Genomic DNA, 18670 nt, shown 5'->3' with positions numbered 1-18670 from the left:
TCATCCGACAGAGCATGCGATGCGCGCTGAAGTCCCGCCGCGCAAGGCTGCCGCCGCATGACACAGAGCTCTCGGGGTTTTCACCTAATGCCCGGTGCAGCGTGGCGAAGCGGACGGAATGTGCGGCACATCCGTTGCTTACTGACACGGCAAAATTGCACCCACGGCCGCTTTGCCGTCCGCCTGTCGACGGTGTCGCGTCGTTTTCACTAGCGTGCCCGCCAATGCCAGTACACTTTGATGTCGAGGAATTCAACGGACCCAACGCAGGGTGCGCTTTGTAGCGGTTTTTGATTGGCTCACGGAGAAACGCTCATGGCAAACGCAAAAATGCTTGCACAGATGACTGACAAGCCGGGATTCATCGCGGCGCTCGATCAGAGCGGCGGTTCGACGCCCGGTGCATTGCGGCAATACGGAATTCCGGACGACGCGTATAGCGGCGACGCCGAAATGTTCAAGCTGATGCACGAGATGCGCACGCGCATCATTACCGCGCCGTCGTTCACCGGCGACAAGGTGGTCGGCGCAATCCTGTTCGAACAGACGATGGACGGCCAGGCGCAGGGCAAGCCGGTGCCATCGTTTCTATGGGAAGACCGTGGCGTCGTGCCGTTTTTGAAAGTCGACAAAGGTCTGGTCGAAGAAGCCGACGGTGTGCGCCTGATGAAGCCGATCCCGGGGCTCGACGCGCTGCTCGAGCGTGCCGTGAAGCTCGGCATCTTCGGCACGAAAATGCGCTCGCTGATCAATCAGAATTCGGCCGCGGGAATCGCCGCGATCGTCAAGCAGCAATTCGAGTTCGGCGCGCAGATCAGCAAGCACGGTCTGGTGCCGATTCTCGAGCCGGAAGTGTCGATCAAGGCGCCGGACAAGGCCGGCGCGGAGAAGGTGCTGCTTGCCGAGTTGCACAAAGGCCTCAACGCATTGCCGGAGACGACCAACGTGATGATCAAGCTCACGCTGCCGGAAGTGCCGGACTTTTATCTTCCGCTGATCGAACACCCGCGTGTCGTGCGCGTCGTCGCACTGTCGGGTGGCTATACGCTCGACGACGCATGCGAGCGCCTTGCGTCGAACAACGGCATGATCGCGAGCTTCTCGCGTGCGTTGATCAACGATCTGAAGAAATCGATGAGCGATCAAGAGTTCAATTCGACGCTGTCGAAGGCAATCGACCAGATTTACCAAGCGTCGGTGGTCAAGAACTAACAAAACGCGTGGACGGGCGGGCATCGTTTGCCCGGACTACATGGTGGCGGGGCGGTCGTACTACGAGCCGCCCCGCTTGTTATATGCGCGCACAACGGTCGACGCCCATACGCGTCACGCAGCGTCGCCGGGAAGCTTCGTCAAACTTCGCGCGGACGAATCGTCCGGCGCTTCCTGCAATCCGAGCACGCCGCCCATCAGCACAAAGTCGACCAGCGATTTCGACTCCATCTTTTTCATTGCCTGGTTGCGGTGAAACTTCGTCGTGTTTTCGCTCAGATTCATCTCATCCGCAATTTGCCGGTTGCGCAGGCCGTTCACCACGCGCGCCATGACCTGCCGTTCGCGCGGCGTCAATAGTGCGTAGCGGCGTCGCAGATCCGCAAACGAACGGTCGGCCTCGCGACGCTCTTCGTCGGCGACCAGCGCGCGCGTCACCGCATCGAGCAGGTCCTGATCGCGAAACGGCTTCGCGAGGAAATCGACGGCGCCCGCCTTCATTGCCCTGACCGACATCGCGATATCACCGTGCGCGGTCATGAATACGATCGGTATCCTTATTTTCTGCGCGACGATCTGTTGCTGCACGACGAGCCCGCTTTGCCCGCGCAATCGCACGTCAAGCACGAGACACGCGGGCACGTCGGGCAGCGGATGCGCAAAGAAATCCTGTCCGCTGGAAAACAGTTCGGCGCACACACCAACGGATCTGAGCAGAGCCCCGATGGCCTCGAGTATTGCCTCGTCGTCATCGATCACATAGACGATCGCGTCCTGCGCGATCTCGACCGGGAGACCTGCTGGCTCACCGTGCATGATCGTCTCCGATACGATATACGCTGCTGCCAGGTGGTATGACAGTGATGAGCTTACTCATGCTTCTGTTTCATGACTCAAGTGACAAGAATTCATTCATCGATTGTTCGACTGAAAACGTCGATTCAGTACGACATCGCATTGAACGACAGGAGAGCGAAGACTCGCGTTCTCGCGCAGATGTTGTCACGTTTTATCGAGGCGTGCCGGGTCGGACTTGCGGTCATTACCGCGTGGACAGTAGCGTGGGTTTGAACGTGCGGTGATCGACGCGACGCTCGCCGACGCGATCTTGCGCGTGAGCGTATTCGTCAGGACCCCAGCACGCCGGATAGCGGCATTCACGTGCTTTGCCGTGCGACGCGGCAGCTGTCGCTCAAAGCCAGGTCCCCTTCACCATATGCCTGCAACACCATCTGATCCAGCCAACCAGCGCCAGCAGCATGAGCCCCGACCCGCCGAGCACCGGGTCGCGCAGTGCGACCAGTGCGAGGAACGTGAACGCACGCGTTCCGGCGAACAACGCGAAACCCGCGATCGCGACAGACAACGCATCGACGACGCCAAGCGCGCGCGCAAACTTCGCGGGGGACGACACGGCAACGGGCTCATGCATTTCCAGTTCTCCTTCTCCGTTTTGATAGTTGCGATCAGGCCGCGCCCGGTACTTCATCGAGAAAACCGGTCATCGTGCGCAGACGTCCGTCCGCATCGACCTGACCGAAATCCGAACCCTTGACGATCGAAACCCCGTCCGGGCTCGACAGTTCCCACGAAAAGCGCAAGCGGTCCGCGAACCCGTCGACGGCTGTCGTACGTCGAAACGTGTGGCGCGGAAAACGCTCATGCACCGCGCGGATCATCGCGTCGATGCCGTCGTGAGACTGCGCGGATAGCAGCGGGTCGACATAGGTCGCGTCGCTCGCCCATGTTTGTGCAATGAGCGTCAGACGGCGGCCTGCGTCGGTTTCGTTCCAGATGTCGAAATAGCGGTCGATCAAAGCGGTGTGCGCATTCATCACAGATTCCTTCAATAGGGTTGGATTCGGTCGAGACCTGCTCACGCGTTTCAAGTCGCGGCAAGCTCTGACTGAAGGTTCTGCGATGCGCAGCCGGAAGTCGATTACGTGCGAGGTAATGAGTTCGCACCGCGAAGCGGCGCGTGTTCGACGAACCTCTCGCACTGCATAAGGACGGCAGATCGAAACAGCCTACGCGTACAAAACACCCATACGCGCCGATGTATTCCGATCGCGAACGCGGAAGGAAGACGCGGCGAAAGCTCAACAGGCGAGCGCGATCTCGCAGTCCATTACCTCTGAGGTAATGGACTAACGGCGAGCATTAGCTATCATCGCCAGCATGGACACCTACACGATCTCCGTTGGCGAGCGGGCCGCGCCGACCAACCGCCCAGTCGGCGACCTGCTGCGCGAATGGCGGCAACGCCGGCGGATGAGTCAGTTGCTGCTCGCATCCGAAGCCGATATCTCGACGCGCCATTTGAGCTTTGTCGAATCGGGCCGCGCGACGCCGAGCCGCGAAATGATCATGCACCTGGCAGAACGGCTCGACGTGCCGTTGCGCGCACGCAATGCGCTGCTTGTCGCTGCCGGCTACGCGCCGCTCTTTCGCGAGCGGCCGCTGTCCGATCCGCAGCTCGACGCCGCGCGTGAAGCGGTCGATCGCGTGCTGAAGGGACACGAACCCTATCCGGCGATCGCCGTCGACCGGCACTGGACGATTGTCGCGACAAATCGCGCGCTCGCGCCGCTCATCGAATCCGCGCAAGCCGCGTTGCTCGCGCCTCCGGTCAACGCGCTGAGGCTGAGCCTGCATCCTGACGGCATCGCGTCGTCGATCGTTAACTGGCACACATGGCGCGCACATCTGCTCGCGCGCCTCCAACGGCAGATAGAAGTGAGCGGCGACGCCACGCTGGCCGCGCTATACGACGAACTGGCCCGCTACGCGGCACCCGCCGGCGCGCAGAGCACGGCGTCCGATGACGCGCCGCTCAACCAGATTGCCGTGCCGCTGCGACTTGATACGCCGCACGGCGTGCTGTCCTTCTTCAGCACGACAACCGTGTTTGGCACGCCCGTCGACGTGACGCTGTCGGAACTCGCGATTGAAGCGTTCTTCCCGGCCGATCAGCAGACGGCCGACACCTTGCGAAGACTCGCCGCGGCGCAGGCCACGCCAGAAGACGACACCGGCGCACAGCCCTGAATACCCCGCCCGGCAACGCACACCACATCAGTCGACAAGCGTCCCGGTGCGCCGCCGCGGCGGCACGGCTGGTCAGTTTACAAGTTACAAATGCGCGTCGACCTGTTACATCTATTCCGCATATCCGTTACAAATCGGCCTTTCGCGTGACCGAGCGAATCTCCGCATTTTTTACCGCGAACGCCAATCCCTTGCTTTTCCCTTTCTCAAAGAAATTTACGCATGGAGACTCCGCGACTAGTCGTTGACAATACCCGGAAATTTTTCCTGCATCCCTTATGCAGCAAGCCTCTCAGCGATCATTGACACGGCAGTTATTGATTCGCGAAAGACTATTACGGCTTTGTGAAAAACTTACCGGAATTGCGTCGACTTTTCGCGACAAAATTTTGAGAAAGGGATTGCTTTTCCCAAAATGACTTCATACAATTCGCCCCAGGCTGTTACGAAATGTAACGACCTGTATCAAAGAGTCGCCAGTTGTTTCAGAGCGGCCATGCGTGATCGGAGCAAACGTTTCCGTCGACGCGATAGACCATAACGGCTCACCAAGGCCGGCAAACAATCGGGGCTTCGGGAAACGAGAAAATGGACCGTAGCAGCGAGACGCTGGATTCAATCCGCGAGATCAACCTGTCGTACATCATGCTCGCGCAACGCATGTTGCGCGAGGACAAGCCAGTCGGCATGTTCCGGCTGGGTCTGTCGTCGGAATTGGCCGATTTGCTTGCTGGTCTGTCTCTCGCGCAGATCGTCAAGCTGGCCTCTTCCGACCAGCTTTTATGCTTTTTCCGCTTCAACGATCACACGATGTTGTCGGCGTTGACGCAAACGGCGAAGCATGCGGAAGTCGCTTCGACGCACGCGGCGATTCTGCTTGCCGGCCAACCCGCAGAGCAGTTCGCCTAATAAAGGGACTGCCATGCTCAAGCGAAGCTTGACCGAAGACGCGCAAGAAGTGTTTCGCGCAATCGCGCTGATCGAACTCGGCGCGCGCATGCAGGTACTGGAAAGCGAATTGACGCTGTCCCGCGACCGCATGATCCGTCTGTATCGCGAGGTGAAGGGCGCATCGCCACCTAAGGGCATGCTGCCGTTCTCGGCCGACTGGTACATGACGTGGCTTGCGAACATCCACGCGTCGCTGTTCTATAACACGTACCTGTTTCTGAAGAACGAGGCGCGCTGCTCGCACCTCGACGCGCTGACCAAGGGCTACCGGCTCTATCTCGAGCATTGCAACCACGCGCAAGCCGAGCCGGTGCTGGATCTGACGCGTGCGTGGACGCTCGTGCGTTTCTTCGACGCCGACATTCTGCAACTCACACGCTGCTGCCGCTGCAGCGGCAAGTTCGTTGCGCACAAGCACGACCTGCAGCACAACGTCGTATGCGGCGCATGCCAGCCGCCGTCGCGCGCGGGCAAAACGAAGAAAGCGGCGGCCGCGAAGGTTGCACCGCAGGTGTCGCAACCGCAAACACCGCAAGTGCCGCAAAGCGCGCCGCAGGTTGCCGAACCGGTTACCGACGTCGAAATCGAGCTGAACCCCGCTATCGCTCTGGTCGCTGCTTGAGCGACTTTCCCTGAGCCCCACCCCGCTACCGGTGCGCCGCGGCGCACCGGTTTCACGAAAGCAATCCGATCGTCTGCAAGACCAGCCACAGGTTCGCGGCGCTGATCACGACGAACAGCGCCCACGCGACGATCCGCGTCGGCAGCCGATTCGCGAACTCGCCCATCAGCGTACGATCGTCGGTCATCCGGATCAGCGGATACAGTGCAAACGGCAATTGCAGACTCAGCACGACCTGGCTCGCGACCAGCAATTCGCCGACCGCCGCGTTACCCAATAGCTGAATGCCGATCAACGCGGGGATCAGCGCGAGCGCGCGCGTGATCAGCCGGCGCTGCCAGCATGGGATATTCATGTTGATAAAGCCTTCCATGATCACCTGGCCCGCGACCGTGCCGGTGAAGGTCGAGCTTTGCCCCGAAGCGAGCAGCGTCACCGCGAACAGAATGGCCGCGAAACCCGTGCCGACGATCGGCGCCAGCAGCTTGTATGCATCCTCGATGTCGGTCACCTGATCGTGGCCGGTCGCATGAAATGCGGCGGCGGCCAGAATCAGTATGGCCGCGTTGATGAGTAGCGCGAGTGTCAGCGACGCGATCGTATCGATGCGCGACATCGATATGGCCGACGCAATGCCCTTCGAATTGCGCTTGACCGAGCGCGTTTGCACCACCGACGAATGCAGATACAGGTTGTGCGGCATCACCGTCGCGCCGAGAATGCCGATCGCGAGGTACAGCGGCTCGCGGCTGCCCACCGCCTGCAGCGACGGCACGAGGCCATGCGCGACCTCTGACCAGGCCGGCTTCACCAGAATGAGCTGGATAATAAAGCCGACGCCGATCGTCGCGATCAGCCCGAGGATGATTGCCTCGAGATCTCGAAACTTCTTGCCTTGCAGACCCAGCACAATCAGCGTGTCGAGCGCGGTGAGCAACACGCCGGCGGTCAGCGAAATCTTGAACAGCAGGTGAAACGCGAGTGCGCCGCCGAGCACTTCGGCAAGATCGCATGCGACGATCGATAGCTCAGCGAGCACCCACTGGCCGCGCACCACACCCGGCGAATAGCGGTCCCGCGACAGTTGCGCGAGATCCCTGCCGGTCGCGATGCCCAGGCGCATGCTCAGGCACTGCAGCACCATCGCGGCGAGGCTCGACAGCACGACAACGAACAGCAGGCTATAGCCGTAGCGCGATCCTGCTTCGATATCGGTCGCCCAGTTGCCCGGGTCCATATAGCCGATCGATACCAGCAGGCCGGGGCCCGCGAACTGCAAAATCCGTTTCCAGAACGGTGCGCCGGGCGTGACGGCGACGGAACCCTGCACTTCCGCCGGGCAAAACGGCGCTGTCGCCGTAGTCGGTAGTTTGAACTGCAAGCCGGTGACCCTCGAGTTGATTGAAGCCGAGCCGCACTGCGAGGCCGTGCGCCGCCGACTCCCTCAAGTGTACAAAGAAACGTCCGGCAGCGTCCCTTCGAGCGCGTAGCGTCCGATATCACGGACGCGGTAGTCGAGCGGGTCATGCAGCGTGTGTACGCGTGCGTTGCGCCAGAACCGGTCAAGCGCGAGCGGTGCGCCGGTCGCGCGTGCGCCGCATGCGTCGAACAGCGCTTCGCTGACGTCAAGTGCCGCGCGATGGGCGAACACCTTCGCTTCGGACGTTGCGAGCGCAACCTGCGCGCGCTGCTGCGCGGCGAGTTCGAAGCCCTGCTGCCATGCGTCGTCAAGCGCGTCGGCCGCACGGTCGGCTAGCGCTTGCGCGGCGATCGTCTTCAGCCGCATTTCGCCGAAGCGCTGCAACTGGTAAGGATCATCAGCGGCGCGCGCCACACCTGACGCGATCCACGGACGTCCGTACTGCAGCACATAGCGGCGCGCTTCATCGAGTGCGCCTTGCGCGATACCGACGAACAGATTGGTTAGCACCAGTTGCGAGACCAGTGTGCGAAGGGTTGCGCGCGGCACGTCGGAGCGCTGTAGAACCTCATGCGGCTCGACGCGCACATTGTCGAACGACACGCTGCCGCTATCGGTCTGCCGCTGGCCGATCGGGTCCCAGTCTTCGTGGACCGTAATGCCGGCGCGCGTGGTCGGCACGACGCCGAACACGGGTTTGCCGGCCACTGCATCGTGCGCGGAAAACGTCATCATCTGCGAGCCGCGTGTGCCGGAGCAGAATCCTTTCGCTCCATCGAGACGATAGCCGCCCTCGGTCGTTGCCGTCGCAACCAGACGGGTGTCGAGCGGGTTCACCGCATTGCCCCACCACCAGTGGTTCTCAATGGTGCCGCCCAGATAGCGGGATCGCTGCGCGTCATTGCCCCAGACATCGACGCTGACCACTTGCAGGCATTGGAAACCCAGCAGATGTGCAAGCGCGCTGTCGACGCTCGCGATCGCGCGAATCGTCTCGTAGATATCGTGCCAGCGTGCGCCTTGGCCACCGAATTCCCGTGGCACGGCGAGTGTCAGCAGTCCCGCGTCGGCGATCCACTGCTTTTCGCGCGCGGCGTGGCCGCCGGCGCGGTCGCGCTCGGCCGCCGTTTCACGCAGTGCTTCGAGCAGGGCGGGCAAATCGTGCACGGGCGGGCGCGCGTGATGAGGGTCGAGCGCGCGGCCTGGTGAGTCGTTCATGCTGTCTCCAGCGGTATCCGTCGAGTCGACAGTCTAGCCGGATCGCGGAATACCGTAGAGACAGGGATTGCATATCCAAACCCACGCTACTGCTTTGCGACCTGCTGCTGACTATCTTTCATGCCGACCGCGGTCGAGTCATCCGCTTTGATATCGCCCCAGCCGCCGCCGAGCGCACGAATCAGATTGACGGTCGCGACCGCCTGCACGCCGTTCAACTGGCTTGCCTGCAATTGCGTTTGCAGCACCTGACGCTCCGCATCGATCACATCGAGGTAGGCAATCTGTCCTTCCTTATATTGCGTCGTCGACAGATGCGCGGACCGTTGCGACGCATTCACCGCTTCGTTTTCCTGCGCGATCTGATCGTCGAGCAGGCGCAGGTCCGACAGGTTGTCTTCGACTTCGCGGAACGCCTGCAGCACCTGCTGGCGATACTGCGCGACATCTTCGTCGTACTTCCCGCGCGCCTGTTCGACCCCGGCGCGGCGGCGTCCACCGTCGAACAGCGGCATCGTCAGCGCGGTGCCGGCAAACGGCCCGAGCAGGAACGCGCGGCTCGACCAGTGGAACAGCTCGGAGAGTGTCGACGCCTCGAAACCGCCTGCCGCGGTAATGTCGAGCTTCGGGAAATACGCGGACTTCGCCAGCCCGACGCGCGCATTCGCGGCCGCCATCGCGCGTTCGGCCGCAGCGATGTCCGGACGACGCTCGAGCAGCGCGGACGGCAAGCCCGCCGGCACGCGCGCGGTCACTGGCACGAGCGGCGTCGCGGGGAACGAGAAGTCCGCCGGCGCCTTGCCGAGCAGAATCGCGAGGCTGTGCTCGGAGATCGCGCGTTGACGCGCGACGCCGACTGCGTCCGCTCGCGCGGTTGCCAGTTCGTTCTTCGCACGCGACAAATCCAGTTCGCTGATTTCGCCTTCGTTAAAGCGTTGCTGCACCAGCTTCAGCGAATCCTCGCGCAACGTGACGGTCTGGCGGAACAGGTCGACCTGCGTATCGAATTCGCGCAGTTGGAAGTAGTTCTGCGCGACGTCCGCCTGTAGCGCAAGCTGCACCGAACGGAACAGCGCTTCGCTTTGCTGCGCGTCCGCCTGCGCCGCATGAACGTTCGAGCTGATCCGTCCGAACAGATCGACTTCATACGACGCAGTCGCTTGCGCGCGCCACAAGGTTTGCGCGGGCACATTCGCGTTCGCCGGCAAGAATTGCGACGCCGGCGACAGGCGCTGACGCGTCGGGCCAAAACCCGCGTCGATCGTCGGGAACCAGTCGGACCGCGCGTTCTGCACCAGCGCGCGCGACTGCTGCACGCGCGCCGCAGCCGCTTTCAGATCCTGGTTCGCGTCGGCCGCCTGCTGTTCGAGGTTATCGAGCACCGGGTCGCCGAAAATCTTCCACCAGTCGCCGCGATGCGCGGCTTCGGCCGGTTCGGCGGGTTTCCATGTGCCTGCCTCTTTGGCGTCGAGCGCCGGGGCTTCCTTGAATGCGGTCGGTGTTGGCGCGTCCGGCCGCTTGTAGGTCGGCTCGACCGAGCACGCCGCCAGCAGCATCAGCAACAACGCGCTGGCTGCCGCGCGGCCCAGGCCGCCCATCGTTTGGTCTTTTTTCATGTTCCCGTCCTTATGCATCGGTTGTTTGCGCAACCAGATGCGGCGCATCTTTCTGTGCAACGTGGATCTTGCCGCCAGCCAGCAGACGCAGCACCACATAGAACACCGGCGTCAGCATCAGGCCGAACAGCGTCACGCCGAGCATCCCGAAGAACACCGCGATACCCATCGCATGGCGCATCTCCGAACCGGCGCCGGACGACAGCACGAGCGGCACCACACCCATGATGAACGCGATCGACGTCATCAGAATCGGCCGCAAGCGCAAGCGACTGGCTTCGATGGCCGCCTCGAGCGGCGAGCGTCCGTCGTGTTCGAGCTCGCGCGCAAACTCGACGATCAGAATCGCGTTCTTCGATGCGAGACCCACCAGCACCATCAGACCGATCTGCGTGAAGATATTGTTGTCGCCATCCGTAATCCACACCCCCGCGAGCGCCGACAACACGCTCATCGGCACGATCAGGATGACCGCGAGCGGCAGCGTCAGGCTTTCGTACAGCGCGGCGAGCACGAGGAACACCAGCAGCACGCTGATCGGGAACACCCACAGCCCCGCGTTGCCCGCGAGAATCTGCTGATACGTGAGGTCGGTCCATTCGAGCTTCACGCCGCGCGGCAATACCTGCGCCGCGACGCGTTCCGCTGCCGCCTGCGCTTCACCCGACGAATAACCGGGCGCCGGGCCGCCGTTGATGTCGGCGGCGGTGTAGCCGTTATAGCGAACCACCATTTCCGGCCCGAAGGTCGGCGACACCTTGACCAGCGACGACAACGGCACCATGTCGCCGTTCGCATTGCGCGTCTTCAGCTGGCCGATGTCCTCCGCGTTCGCGCGGAACGGCGCGTCCGCCTGCACACGCACCTGATACACGCGGCCAAAGCGGTTGAAGTCGTTCACGTACAGCGAGCCGAGATAGATCTGCATCGTGTTGAACACGTCGGTCACCGCGACGCCGAGTTGCTTCGCCTTCACGCGGTCCAGATCGACGTTCAGTTGCGGCACGTTGATCTGATAGCTCGAGAACGTCGGGCCCAGCTCCGGCGTCTGCGACGCTTTCTTCACGAATGCTTCCGCTGCGTCGTTCAGCGCCGCATAGCCGACCGAACCGTGGTCTTCCAGCTGCATCTTGAAGCCGCCGAGCGTACCGAGACCCAGCACCGGCGGTGGCGGGAACACGGCGACGAACGAGTCCTTGATCTTGCTGTACTGCTGGTTCAGCGCGCCCGCGATCGTGCCGGCAGCCAACGCCTTGCCCTTGCGCTCGTCGAACGGCTTCAGCGTGACAAACACAATGCCGGCGCTCGAGCTATTCGTGAAGCCATTCACCGACAGCCCCGGGAACGCCACCGCACTCTCGACGCCCGGCTGCTTCAGCGCGATCGCGCTCATATCGCGAATCACCTTTTCGGTGCGATCGAGCGATGCGCCGTTCGGCAGCTGCGCGAATGCGATCAGGTACTCCTTGTCCTGCGCGGGCACGAAGCCACCCGGCACCGCGCGATAGACGACCGCGGTCAACGCGAGCAGTACCGCATAGACGATCAGCATCGCGCCCTTATGACGCAGCACGCCCGTCACGCCCTTACCGTACGCTTCGGAACCCCGGTGGAACACCTTGTTGAAGCGCCGGAAGAAGCCGCCGAGCACGCGGTTCATCAAACGCGTAAGCCAGTCTTCCTTCTCGTCATGGCCGCGCAGCAGCATCGCCGCCAGCGCCGGCGACAGCGTCAGCGAGTTGAACGCGGAGATCACCGTGGAGATCGCGATGGTCATCGCGAACTGCTTGTAGAACTGACCGGTCAGGCCCGTCATGAACGCCAGCGGCACGAACACCGCGACCAGCGTGAGCGCGATTGCGATAATCGGTCCGCTCACTTCCTGCATCGCCTTATAGGTCGCTTCGCGCGCGGTCAGCCCGCGTTCGATGTTTCGCTCGACGTTTTCGACCACCACAATCGCATCGTCGACCACGATACCGATCGCCAGCACCATCCCGAACAGCGATAGCGCATTGATCGAGAAGCCGAACGCCAGCAGCAACGAGAACGTACCGACAATCGACACGGGCACCGCGATCAGCGGGATGATCGAAGCACGCCACGTCTGCAGGAACACGATCACGACGATCACCACCAGCGCGATCGCTTCGAGCAGCGTATGAATCACGGCCTCGATACTCGAACGCACGAACTGCGTCGGGTCATAGACGATCTTGTATTGCACGCCAGCCGGCATATCGGCGGCAAGTTCCTTCATCGTCTTGCGCACTTCGTCGGAGATTTGCAGCGAGTTCGCACCCGGCGACTGGTTGATCGCCAGCGCGACCGCCGGCTTGTTGTCGAGCAGCGAGCGCAGCCCATATTCCGACGCGGCGAGCTCGACGCGCGCGATATCGTGCAGATACGTGACGGCCCCATCCGGCGCAGTCTTCACAACGATGTCGCCGAACTCGCTCTCGGTCTTCAGACGGCCGCGCGCATTCACCAGCAATTGCAGCTGCGTGCCCGGCACCGACGGCGATGCCCCGATCACACCCGCTGCAACCTGAATGTTTTGCTCGCGAATCGCGTTCACCACTTCAGTTGCGGTTAGATTGCGTTGCGCGACCTTGCTCGGATCGAGCCATACACGCATTGCGTAGTCGCCCGCGCCCCACAGCTGCACTTCGCCAACGCCGCGAATCCGCTGCAGCCGGTCCCGCACGTTGAGCAACGCGTAGTTGCGCAGATACGTCATGTCGTAGCGATCGTTCGGCGAGATCAGGTGCACGACCATCGTCAGCGTCGGCGAGCTCTTGATGGTCGTCACGCCCAGACGCTGCACGTCTTCCGGCAAACGCGGCAACGCCTGATTCACGCGGTTCTGCACGAGCTGCGTCGCGAGGTCCGGGTTCGTGCCGAGCGCGAATGTCACCGTCAGCGTCAGATTGCCGTCGCTATTCGCCTGCGACTGCATGTACAGCATGTTCTCGACGCCATTGATCTGCTCTTCGAGCGGCGACGCAACAGCCTCGGCGATCACCTTCGGGTTCGCGCCGGGATACTGCGCCTTCACGACCACCGACGGCGGCACGACTTCCGGGTACTCGGAAATCGGCAACTGAAACAGCGCGATCACGCCTGCCAGCAGAATCAGGACCGATAGAACGCCCGCAAAAATGGGCCGGTCTATAAAAAACTTGGATATGTTCATGGGAGGCTCTGTCCGTTAAAGCGCTGGCGCACCGTTGCAGTGCGCCGCGCGAGCATCACGAATTGTCTTGCGGCTTCGTGCGTGCAGGCTGACCTTGCGCGACCGAGTCGTCCGGGTTGTCACCGCCACCCGTCATCGGCACCATGTGCGCCTTCACCTGTTCGCCCGGACGCACCCGCTGCGTGCCGTTCACGACGATCCGCTCGCCGTTCTGCAAGCCGCCGGTGACGACGCGCAAGTTGCCTTGCAGATGGCCGATCTGCACTTCGCGATACACAACATGATTGTTTTTGTTGACGACCAGCACGAACTTCTTGTCCTGGTCGGTGCCGACCGCCGCGTCGTCGATCAGCAGCGCCGGATGCGGCGCGCTACCGCCCACCTTCACGCGCGCGAACAGACCCGGCACCAGCGTGCCGTCAGCGTTATCGAAACGCGCGCGCACGCGGATCGTGCCGGACGACGTATCGAGACGGTTGTCGACCGAATCGATCACACCCGAACGCGAGTAGCCCGATTCGTTCGCGAGGCCCAGTTCGACCGGCACCTTGCCGTTGTTCTTCACGCGGCTGATGTATTGCAGGTAGGTCTGCTCGTCCGCATCGAACGATGCGTAGATCGGCGATACCGATACGAGTGTGGTCAATGCCGGCGCGCCCGCGCCTGCACTCACCACATTGCCGAGCGTGATTTCAGCGCGCGACACGCGGCCCGACACCGGCGCGGTGACCTTCGTATAGCCGAGGTTGATCTGCGCGGCTTCCAGCGCCGCCTGCGCGGCCTTCACGTTCGCATCGGCCGAGCGTGCGGCGTTCTGCTTCTCGTCGTAGTCACGCTTGGCGATCGCGTTGTCGCCGATCAGCCGCTGCGCACGCTCCCAATCGGTCTGCGCGTACAGACGCTGCGCCTGCGCGGCGGCCACTTGCGCGGCCGCACGATCGACTTCCGCCTGATATGGACGCGGATCGATCACGAACAGCACATCGCCTTTCTTCACGAGCGCGCCGTCCTTGAAGTTGACCGCGACGATCGTGCCCGGCACCTGCGGACGGATATCGACCTTGTCGATCGCCTCGAGGCGGCCTGAATACGCCTGCCAGTCGGTGATGGTTTTCTGCACGACGTTGGCGACGTCGACTTCGGTCAGCGGAGCGGCGGCCACGGCCGGCTCGGAACGCGCATCGACGCGCATCGCGCCGAGCGTGCCGAGCCCGGCGATAACGACGACTGCGGCGGCGGCGATCGCCAGCCTGGAGCGCTTGAGAGGAAGCAATGACATGACGGACTCCCGTTTCATTAGTTCAAGTTGGTTTGTTTATTGGGGCGCGACATCGACGCGCTTTAACGTGCATCAACGCGCGTCGCGTGAATCTCGTGCGTCTCGTGCATCGAATCTGCAGCGGAAAAACCGCACCGCTTCCTGCAGCGCAGCCGGATGATCCGCGAGCGCCGCGTGCGTCAGATTCGGAAAACGCACCACCTGCGTGAGCACGCCGGCGGCAATCAGATTGCCCGCGTATTTCTCCGCTTCGACGTGAAGCACGTCGTTGCCCGCGGTGGCGATCAACGTGTCGGGCAGGTTCGCGAGACGCACCGCTTCGAGCGGCGCTGCGTACGGATGCATGCGCTGCGCCGCTTGAGGCAGATAGGCGCGGTAACAGGCCGCGCATTCGCTCGCGGTAATGTCCGAGCCGAGCCTGCGTTCATCGCCCAGGCGCGTGAGGCTCGGGTCGAGCATCGGCCCGAACAGCGCCTGCGCGAGAATGCGCACGTCGCCGCGATCACGCGTGATAAACGCAAGACAATTCGCCAGTTGGCCGCCCGCGTCGTACCCCGCGACGCCGATCCGTTTCGTATCCGCACCAAAAGCGCGCGCACGGGTCTTCACCCACAGCACCGCGCGATGCGCGTCTTCCGGCGCGGCCGGAAACGGATGCTTGGGTGCTAGCGAATAGCCCACTGACACTACCAGCGCCGGCAATTGTTCAGCAAAGAAGCGCGCCGCAAAGTCCGCATCGTCGATCGAGCCGCGAACGAAACCGCCGCCGTGGAAATACAGCAGAATTGGCAGACCGGATTTGCCGGTGCGCCGGTACAGCCGCAACGTGATGTCTTGCGCGTACCCCTCGATAATCACGTCGCTGACATCGAGCGACGCATGACCGCCTGCCGGGCCACTACCCTCAGGAACCAGCGAGTGACGCGAGTTGAATGCATCCATATCGAACGGCGACAATGCGCGAAATTAACCAGACGGGGCGAATTGTGCGTTCTGCAAACTTCCAAATAAATGCCTATAATCCGGCAACACAATTCGGTGCGCCTGAACAATAAATCGCGTTGTTCGCCATTAGGCCTGCATTGCCGCTTAAGCTGTTCCCGCCGCGCGCCGCTTGCACACGCTCGCACTCAATCATCCGGAGGTTCGCAATGGACCGGCTCCAGGCCATGCAAGTGTTCACCCGGGTCGTGGACACAAACAGCTTCACGCGCGCCGCGGAAACGCTCGACCTGCCGCGCGCATCGGTCACGACCATCATCCAGAACCTCGAGGCATTTCTCGGCACGCGTCTGTTGCACCGTACGACGCGCCGGTTATCGCTGACGCCCGATGGCGCCGCGTACTACGAGCGCGCGATGCGCATCCTCGCGGATGTCGAGGAAACCGAAGCGAGTTTCCAGCACGGCAACAAGAAGCCACACGGCAAGCTGCGGGTCGATATGCCGGGTTCGCTCGGGCGGCTGCTCGTCATTCCGCAACTGTGCGAATTCCACAAGCTCTATCCGGATATCGACCTGCAACTCGGCTTGTCTGACCGACCGGTCGATCTTCTGCAGGAAGGCGTCGATTGCGTGGTGCGGGTCGGCGCGCTGCAGGACTCATCGCTGGTCGCGCGGCGCATCGGTCTGTTCGAAGGGGTATCGTGCGCGGCGCCGGCGTATCTCGAGCGCGCGGGTACGCCGCAAACGCTCGACGACCTTGAGCGTCATCAGGCGGTCAACTATTTTTCGAGCCGTACAGGCCGCAACTTCGACTGGGAGTTTCTCGTCGATGGCAAAGAAGTCCCTGTAAAGATGAAGGGCATTGTGTCGGTCAATGATGCAGATGCGTATGTGACCTGCGGCCTCGAAGGCTTCGGGCTGATCCAGCCGCCGCTTTTCATGGCGCTGCCGCATCTGCGCTCCGGTCAGCTCATCGAAGTGCTGCCCGACTACAAACCGCTGCCGATGCCAATCTCGGTCGTCTATCCGACCAGCAGGCATCTGTCGTCGAAGGTGCGCGTGTTTGTCGACTGGGTGGCCGAGCTGTTCGATCGGTGCCCGCTGTTGAGCGGCCGCGCGAGCCTCGACAAGACCTGTACCGAACGTACGTTCGAAGAGCGCGAAGCGGCGACAACGCTCGAAACGCCTGTGATCACCGAATGGGTCGCGTGATTGTGGTCTGATGAACAATCGCGGCGCGTGCTGCGATTGTTCCACATTCTTGACAATTCATTTCGCGAAACGCGGATTTATCCGCCGCGCTCTCCCGCCTACATTTCATCCTGTCGCAGCGCTACACGTCAGCGCTCAAAAACGAATGACAGGAGTGAACTCATGAAACGCAGTCTTTTCGCAGCGCTCGTCCTTTCGGTCCTGGCAAGCACCTCCGCGTTTGCGCAAGGCGGTGGCGGGATCGGTCGCGCGGGCTCGTACAACCAGCCGTGGTGGTCGCAAGGCAGCAATGTGCCGCGTGCCGAGGTTAAAGCCGGTATCGCCGAAGCACATGGCTATTCGGTGAAAACCGATGTGGGCGGCGCGGAACCGGTCGCTACGCAAAGCGGACACGCCGCTAATGCTGTAAGCGGTCAGTAAAGTCAGGTCGCCGTGTGAAGCGACATTTAATCTTGCGCAGTCACACGGCAGTGAAATGTTGATGAAGGAGCCGAACATGAGCCCGTCCGAACTCGATCATTGGGAAACGAGCGTTCCTGTGTGGACGCCATACCGTTCCCGATAATGCAACAGTGAATTGCGGCGTCAGCATCTTTGCGGGCGCCGTCGTTAGAGAGGGCGTGCCAACGCACTAGTGCGTCGGTACGCCCTCTTTCCATTTGGCCCATTGCGTGACAATCGACTGCACGAGCGGACTGCCCGCGCGATAGAGGTTCGCGAGTGCGATATCGCCGCCACCCTGACCATTTGTGTTAAGCAGATTGTCAACGCTCGATTGCCCCTTCGGCGGGCGATCGAAATCCGCGCCGGTACGCAGCACGGCAACACGCTTCAAATCGATGCGTTGCACGCTTGCGGCGCGCTTGAGCGCTTCGTATGTCGCGTTGTCTTCCTGCTGCGACGTGCAGTAGAGGCCTTTGCCATCGGTGACAATCTTCGTCCATTCACGCGCTCGCTCGCCGATCGCGTCGCCTGACCACCACGTATCGCTCGTCGACGTATCGCACTGAATGATTTTCGGCGGCTGGTTCGCCGGCGCATAGTCGTACTTCGCGCGGGTCGCCTGTGCTTGCGGCGCATCAGCGAGTTCGACGTCGCGCGACAATGCGAGCGCCGTATCGGTTAACTGATGGTTCAACTCGAATACTTCGGTCTGGTATTCGAGCGGTGGCTTATCGCCCTGGCTCTTCGCGAAGATGCCGGAGTAGCCGCTGGTCCATTTCGGCGGCGCTTCGCGGCCGTCGATTTCCCACTGAATGCCGAAATCGACCAGATAGTTCGCCCATGCGGCGCTGCCCAGCGTGCCACGCGCAGGGTCGATGCCGGCGATGCCGGCGATCAGGAAATACGTGTGGCGTAAGTCGAATTGCGGCGAGAACGTCAACGCCATCATCGACGCCGCGGCATTCGCGTGCCCCATGCCAGTCGTCATCACACAGACGTCCTGCTCGTTGCACCGAACCATCGGGTAGTCCGGCGATAAACCCGGCACACGAATCTGCTGCCACGGGCCCAGTTTGTCGAGCCAGACCTGGCCTTCCGGGCCGAACATCGACACGATCATCACCTTCGGCGCGCGAATCTTCGGCACTGCATGGGGAGACGTTCCGGCGTGTGGCGTCGTATGAGTCTGTGCATCGGCGATGCCTGGCAGCGCAGACATGCACGCGACTGCAGTCGCGGCTGCGCAACCCAGTGCGGTCAATGTCCGCGACGCGCGGGCAGCGGTCGAACGGCGAGAGCGGCGAATCTTCATTTAGCGTCGTTCCTTTTGTCTTGTTTTGTGCAGTTCGGATTCAGTAGCCGGCGATGTCGTGGCTAAACACGCGTAGCGCCACGCGAGCGCGATGCGTTGATTCAATGCGAGGCTTCAGCGGAGGGATGCGCTGCATTCAGACAGCGCCTGGAGCATGTACTCGATCGTGCTATCGCATGGAATGCGCAATCAGCCG

Annotated in this window: 16 protein-coding genes; 6 read left to right on the top strand and 10 right to left on the bottom strand. The window is 62.1% G+C overall.

Going from position 1 to position 18670, the window contains the following annotated elements:
* Nucleotides 1-315: 315 nt before the first annotated feature.
* Nucleotides 316-1212 carry a fructose bisphosphate aldolase gene (locus BX592_RS03225; protein ID WP_134190206.1) on the top strand — a complete coding sequence of 299 codons (897 nt, stop codon included), beginning with the start codon at nt 316-318 and terminating at the stop codon, nt 1210-1212.
* Nucleotides 1213-1326: 114 nt separating this feature from the next.
* Here the strand turns inward: BX592_RS03225 and BX592_RS03220 are convergent, their stop codons facing one another.
* From BX592_RS03220 to BX592_RS03210, 3 genes are all read right to left on the bottom strand, one after another.
* Nucleotides 1327-2028, bottom strand: coding sequence for a response regulator transcription factor (locus BX592_RS03220; RefSeq protein ID WP_134190205.1), 702 nt, complete (start codon nt 2026-2028; stop codon nt 1327-1329).
* Nucleotides 2029-2404: 376 nt separating this feature from the next.
* Nucleotides 2405-2644, bottom strand: a complete 240-nt coding sequence (locus BX592_RS03215; RefSeq protein WP_134190204.1) for a hypothetical protein — start codon at nt 2642-2644, stop codon at nt 2405-2407.
* Nucleotides 2645-2678: 34 nt separating this feature from the next.
* Nucleotides 2679-3047: a nuclear transport factor 2 family protein gene (locus tag BX592_RS03210; RefSeq protein ID WP_134190203.1), complete on the bottom strand. Its 369-nt coding sequence runs from the start codon at nt 3045-3047 to the stop codon at nt 2679-2681.
* A 343-nt stretch (nt 3048-3390) separates the two neighbouring features.
* Here BX592_RS03210 and BX592_RS03205 point away from each other — a divergent pair, with 343 nt between their 5' ends.
* The 3 genes from BX592_RS03205 to flhC all read left to right on the top strand — a co-directional run bounded on the left by BX592_RS03205 (nt 3391) and on the right by flhC (nt 5833).
* The gene (locus tag BX592_RS03205; RefSeq protein ID WP_134190202.1) at nt 3391-4260 is read left to right on the top strand and encodes a helix-turn-helix domain-containing protein; all 870 of its coding nucleotides are present in this window, start codon (nt 3391-3393) and stop codon (nt 4258-4260) included.
* A 588-nt stretch (nt 4261-4848) separates the two neighbouring features.
* Nucleotides 4849-5169 (top strand): flagellar transcriptional regulator FlhD, encoded by a 321-nt coding sequence (flhD, locus tag BX592_RS03200; protein ID WP_134190201.1) that lies wholly within the window; start codon nt 4849-4851, stop codon nt 5167-5169.
* Between the two features lie 13 nt (nt 5170-5182).
* Entirely contained in the window at nt 5183-5833 is a 651-nt protein-coding gene (gene flhC, locus BX592_RS03195; RefSeq protein WP_134190200.1) for a flagellar transcriptional regulator FlhC, read from the top strand.
* 52 nt (nt 5834-5885) lie between these two features.
* Here flhC and BX592_RS03190 read toward each other — a convergent pair whose 3' ends face one another.
* The 6 genes from BX592_RS03190 to BX592_RS03165 form a co-directional block, all read right to left on the bottom strand.
* Nucleotides 5886-7214: an Nramp family divalent metal transporter gene (locus BX592_RS03190; RefSeq protein WP_134190199.1), complete on the bottom strand. Its 1329-nt coding sequence runs from the start codon at nt 7212-7214 to the stop codon at nt 5886-5888.
* A gap of 63 nt (nt 7215-7277) precedes the next feature.
* Nucleotides 7278-8471, bottom strand: coding sequence for an acyl-CoA dehydrogenase family protein (locus tag BX592_RS03185; RefSeq protein ID WP_134190198.1), 1194 nt, complete (start codon nt 8469-8471; stop codon nt 7278-7280).
* A gap of 86 nt (nt 8472-8557) precedes the next feature.
* Nucleotides 8558-10087, bottom strand: coding sequence for an efflux transporter outer membrane subunit (locus BX592_RS03180; RefSeq protein ID WP_134190197.1), 1530 nt, complete (start codon nt 10085-10087; stop codon nt 8558-8560).
* Between the two features lie 10 nt (nt 10088-10097).
* The gene (locus tag BX592_RS03175; RefSeq protein WP_134190196.1) at nt 10098-13283 is read right to left on the bottom strand and encodes an efflux RND transporter permease subunit; all 3186 of its coding nucleotides are present in this window, start codon (nt 13281-13283) and stop codon (nt 10098-10100) included.
* 55 nt (nt 13284-13338) lie between these two features.
* Entirely contained in the window at nt 13339-14562 is a 1224-nt protein-coding gene (locus BX592_RS03170) for an efflux RND transporter periplasmic adaptor subunit (protein ID WP_134190195.1), read from the bottom strand.
* A gap of 72 nt (nt 14563-14634) precedes the next feature.
* Nucleotides 14635-15504 (bottom strand): alpha/beta hydrolase, encoded by an 870-nt coding sequence (locus tag BX592_RS03165; protein ID WP_134190194.1) that lies wholly within the window; start codon nt 15502-15504, stop codon nt 14635-14637.
* A gap of 209 nt (nt 15505-15713) precedes the next feature.
* Between BX592_RS03165 and BX592_RS03160 the strand changes: the two genes are divergently transcribed.
* Nucleotides 15714-16718 carry a LysR family transcriptional regulator gene (locus BX592_RS03160; protein ID WP_134190193.1) on the top strand — a complete coding sequence of 335 codons (1005 nt, stop codon included), beginning with the start codon at nt 15714-15716 and terminating at the stop codon, nt 16716-16718.
* 162 nt (nt 16719-16880) lie between these two features.
* The gene (locus BX592_RS34285; RefSeq protein ID WP_243849270.1) at nt 16881-17138 is read left to right on the top strand and encodes a hypothetical protein; all 258 of its coding nucleotides are present in this window, start codon (nt 16881-16883) and stop codon (nt 17136-17138) included.
* A gap of 211 nt (nt 17139-17349) precedes the next feature.
* Here the strand turns inward: BX592_RS34285 and BX592_RS03150 are convergent, their stop codons facing one another.
* Nucleotides 17350-18381, bottom strand: coding sequence for a purine-nucleoside phosphorylase (locus BX592_RS03150; protein WP_134190192.1), 1032 nt, complete (start codon nt 18379-18381; stop codon nt 17350-17352).
* Between the last annotated feature and the right edge of the window lie 289 nt (nt 18382-18670).

The sequence above is a fragment of the Paraburkholderia rhizosphaerae genome (assembly GCF_004366595.1).
Taxonomy (GTDB): domain Bacteria; phylum Pseudomonadota; class Gammaproteobacteria; order Burkholderiales; family Burkholderiaceae; genus Paraburkholderia; species Paraburkholderia rhizosphaerae.
This window is presented reverse-complemented; position numbering and strand designations above follow the sequence as displayed.

Bases quoted from the DNA above. Each gene is read 5' to 3' on its own strand.
- BX592_RS03225 (WP_134190206.1), top strand. From the start codon at position 316: ATGGCAAACGCAAAAATGCTTGCACAGATGACTGACAAGCCGGGATTC.
- BX592_RS03165 (WP_134190194.1), bottom strand. From the start codon at position 15,504: ATGGATGCATTCAACTCGCGTCACTCGCTGGTTCCTGAGGGTAGTGGC.
- BX592_RS03210 (WP_134190203.1), bottom strand. From the start codon at position 3,047: ATGAATGCGCACACCGCTTTGATCGACCGCTATTTCGACATCTGGAAC.
- flhC (WP_134190200.1), top strand. From the start codon at position 5,183: ATGCTCAAGCGAAGCTTGACCGAAGACGCGCAAGAAGTGTTTCGCGCA.
- flhD (WP_134190201.1), top strand. From the start codon at position 4,849: ATGGACCGTAGCAGCGAGACGCTGGATTCAATCCGCGAGATCAACCTG.
- BX592_RS03150 (WP_134190192.1), bottom strand. From the start codon at position 18,381: ATGTCTGCGCTGCCAGGCATCGCCGATGCACAGACTCATACGACGCCA.
- BX592_RS03170 (WP_134190195.1), bottom strand. From the start codon at position 14,562: ATGTCATTGCTTCCTCTCAAGCGCTCCAGGCTGGCGATCGCCGCCGCC.
- BX592_RS03220 (WP_134190205.1), bottom strand. From the start codon at position 2,028: ATGCACGGTGAGCCAGCAGGTCTCCCGGTCGAGATCGCGCAGGACGCG.
- BX592_RS03185 (WP_134190198.1), bottom strand. From the start codon at position 8,471: ATGAACGACTCACCAGGCCGCGCGCTCGACCCTCATCACGCGCGCCCG.
- BX592_RS03180 (WP_134190197.1), bottom strand. From the start codon at position 10,087: ATGAAAAAAGACCAAACGATGGGCGGCCTGGGCCGCGCGGCAGCCAGC.
- BX592_RS03175 (WP_134190196.1), bottom strand. From the start codon at position 13,283: ATGAACATATCCAAGTTTTTTATAGACCGGCCCATTTTTGCGGGCGTT.
- BX592_RS03160 (WP_134190193.1), top strand. From the start codon at position 15,714: ATGGACCGGCTCCAGGCCATGCAAGTGTTCACCCGGGTCGTGGACACA.
- BX592_RS34285 (WP_243849270.1), top strand. From the start codon at position 16,881: ATGAAACGCAGTCTTTTCGCAGCGCTCGTCCTTTCGGTCCTGGCAAGC.
- BX592_RS03205 (WP_134190202.1), top strand. From the start codon at position 3,391: ATGGACACCTACACGATCTCCGTTGGCGAGCGGGCCGCGCCGACCAAC.
- BX592_RS03215 (WP_134190204.1), bottom strand. From the start codon at position 2,644: ATGCATGAGCCCGTTGCCGTGTCGTCCCCCGCGAAGTTTGCGCGCGCG.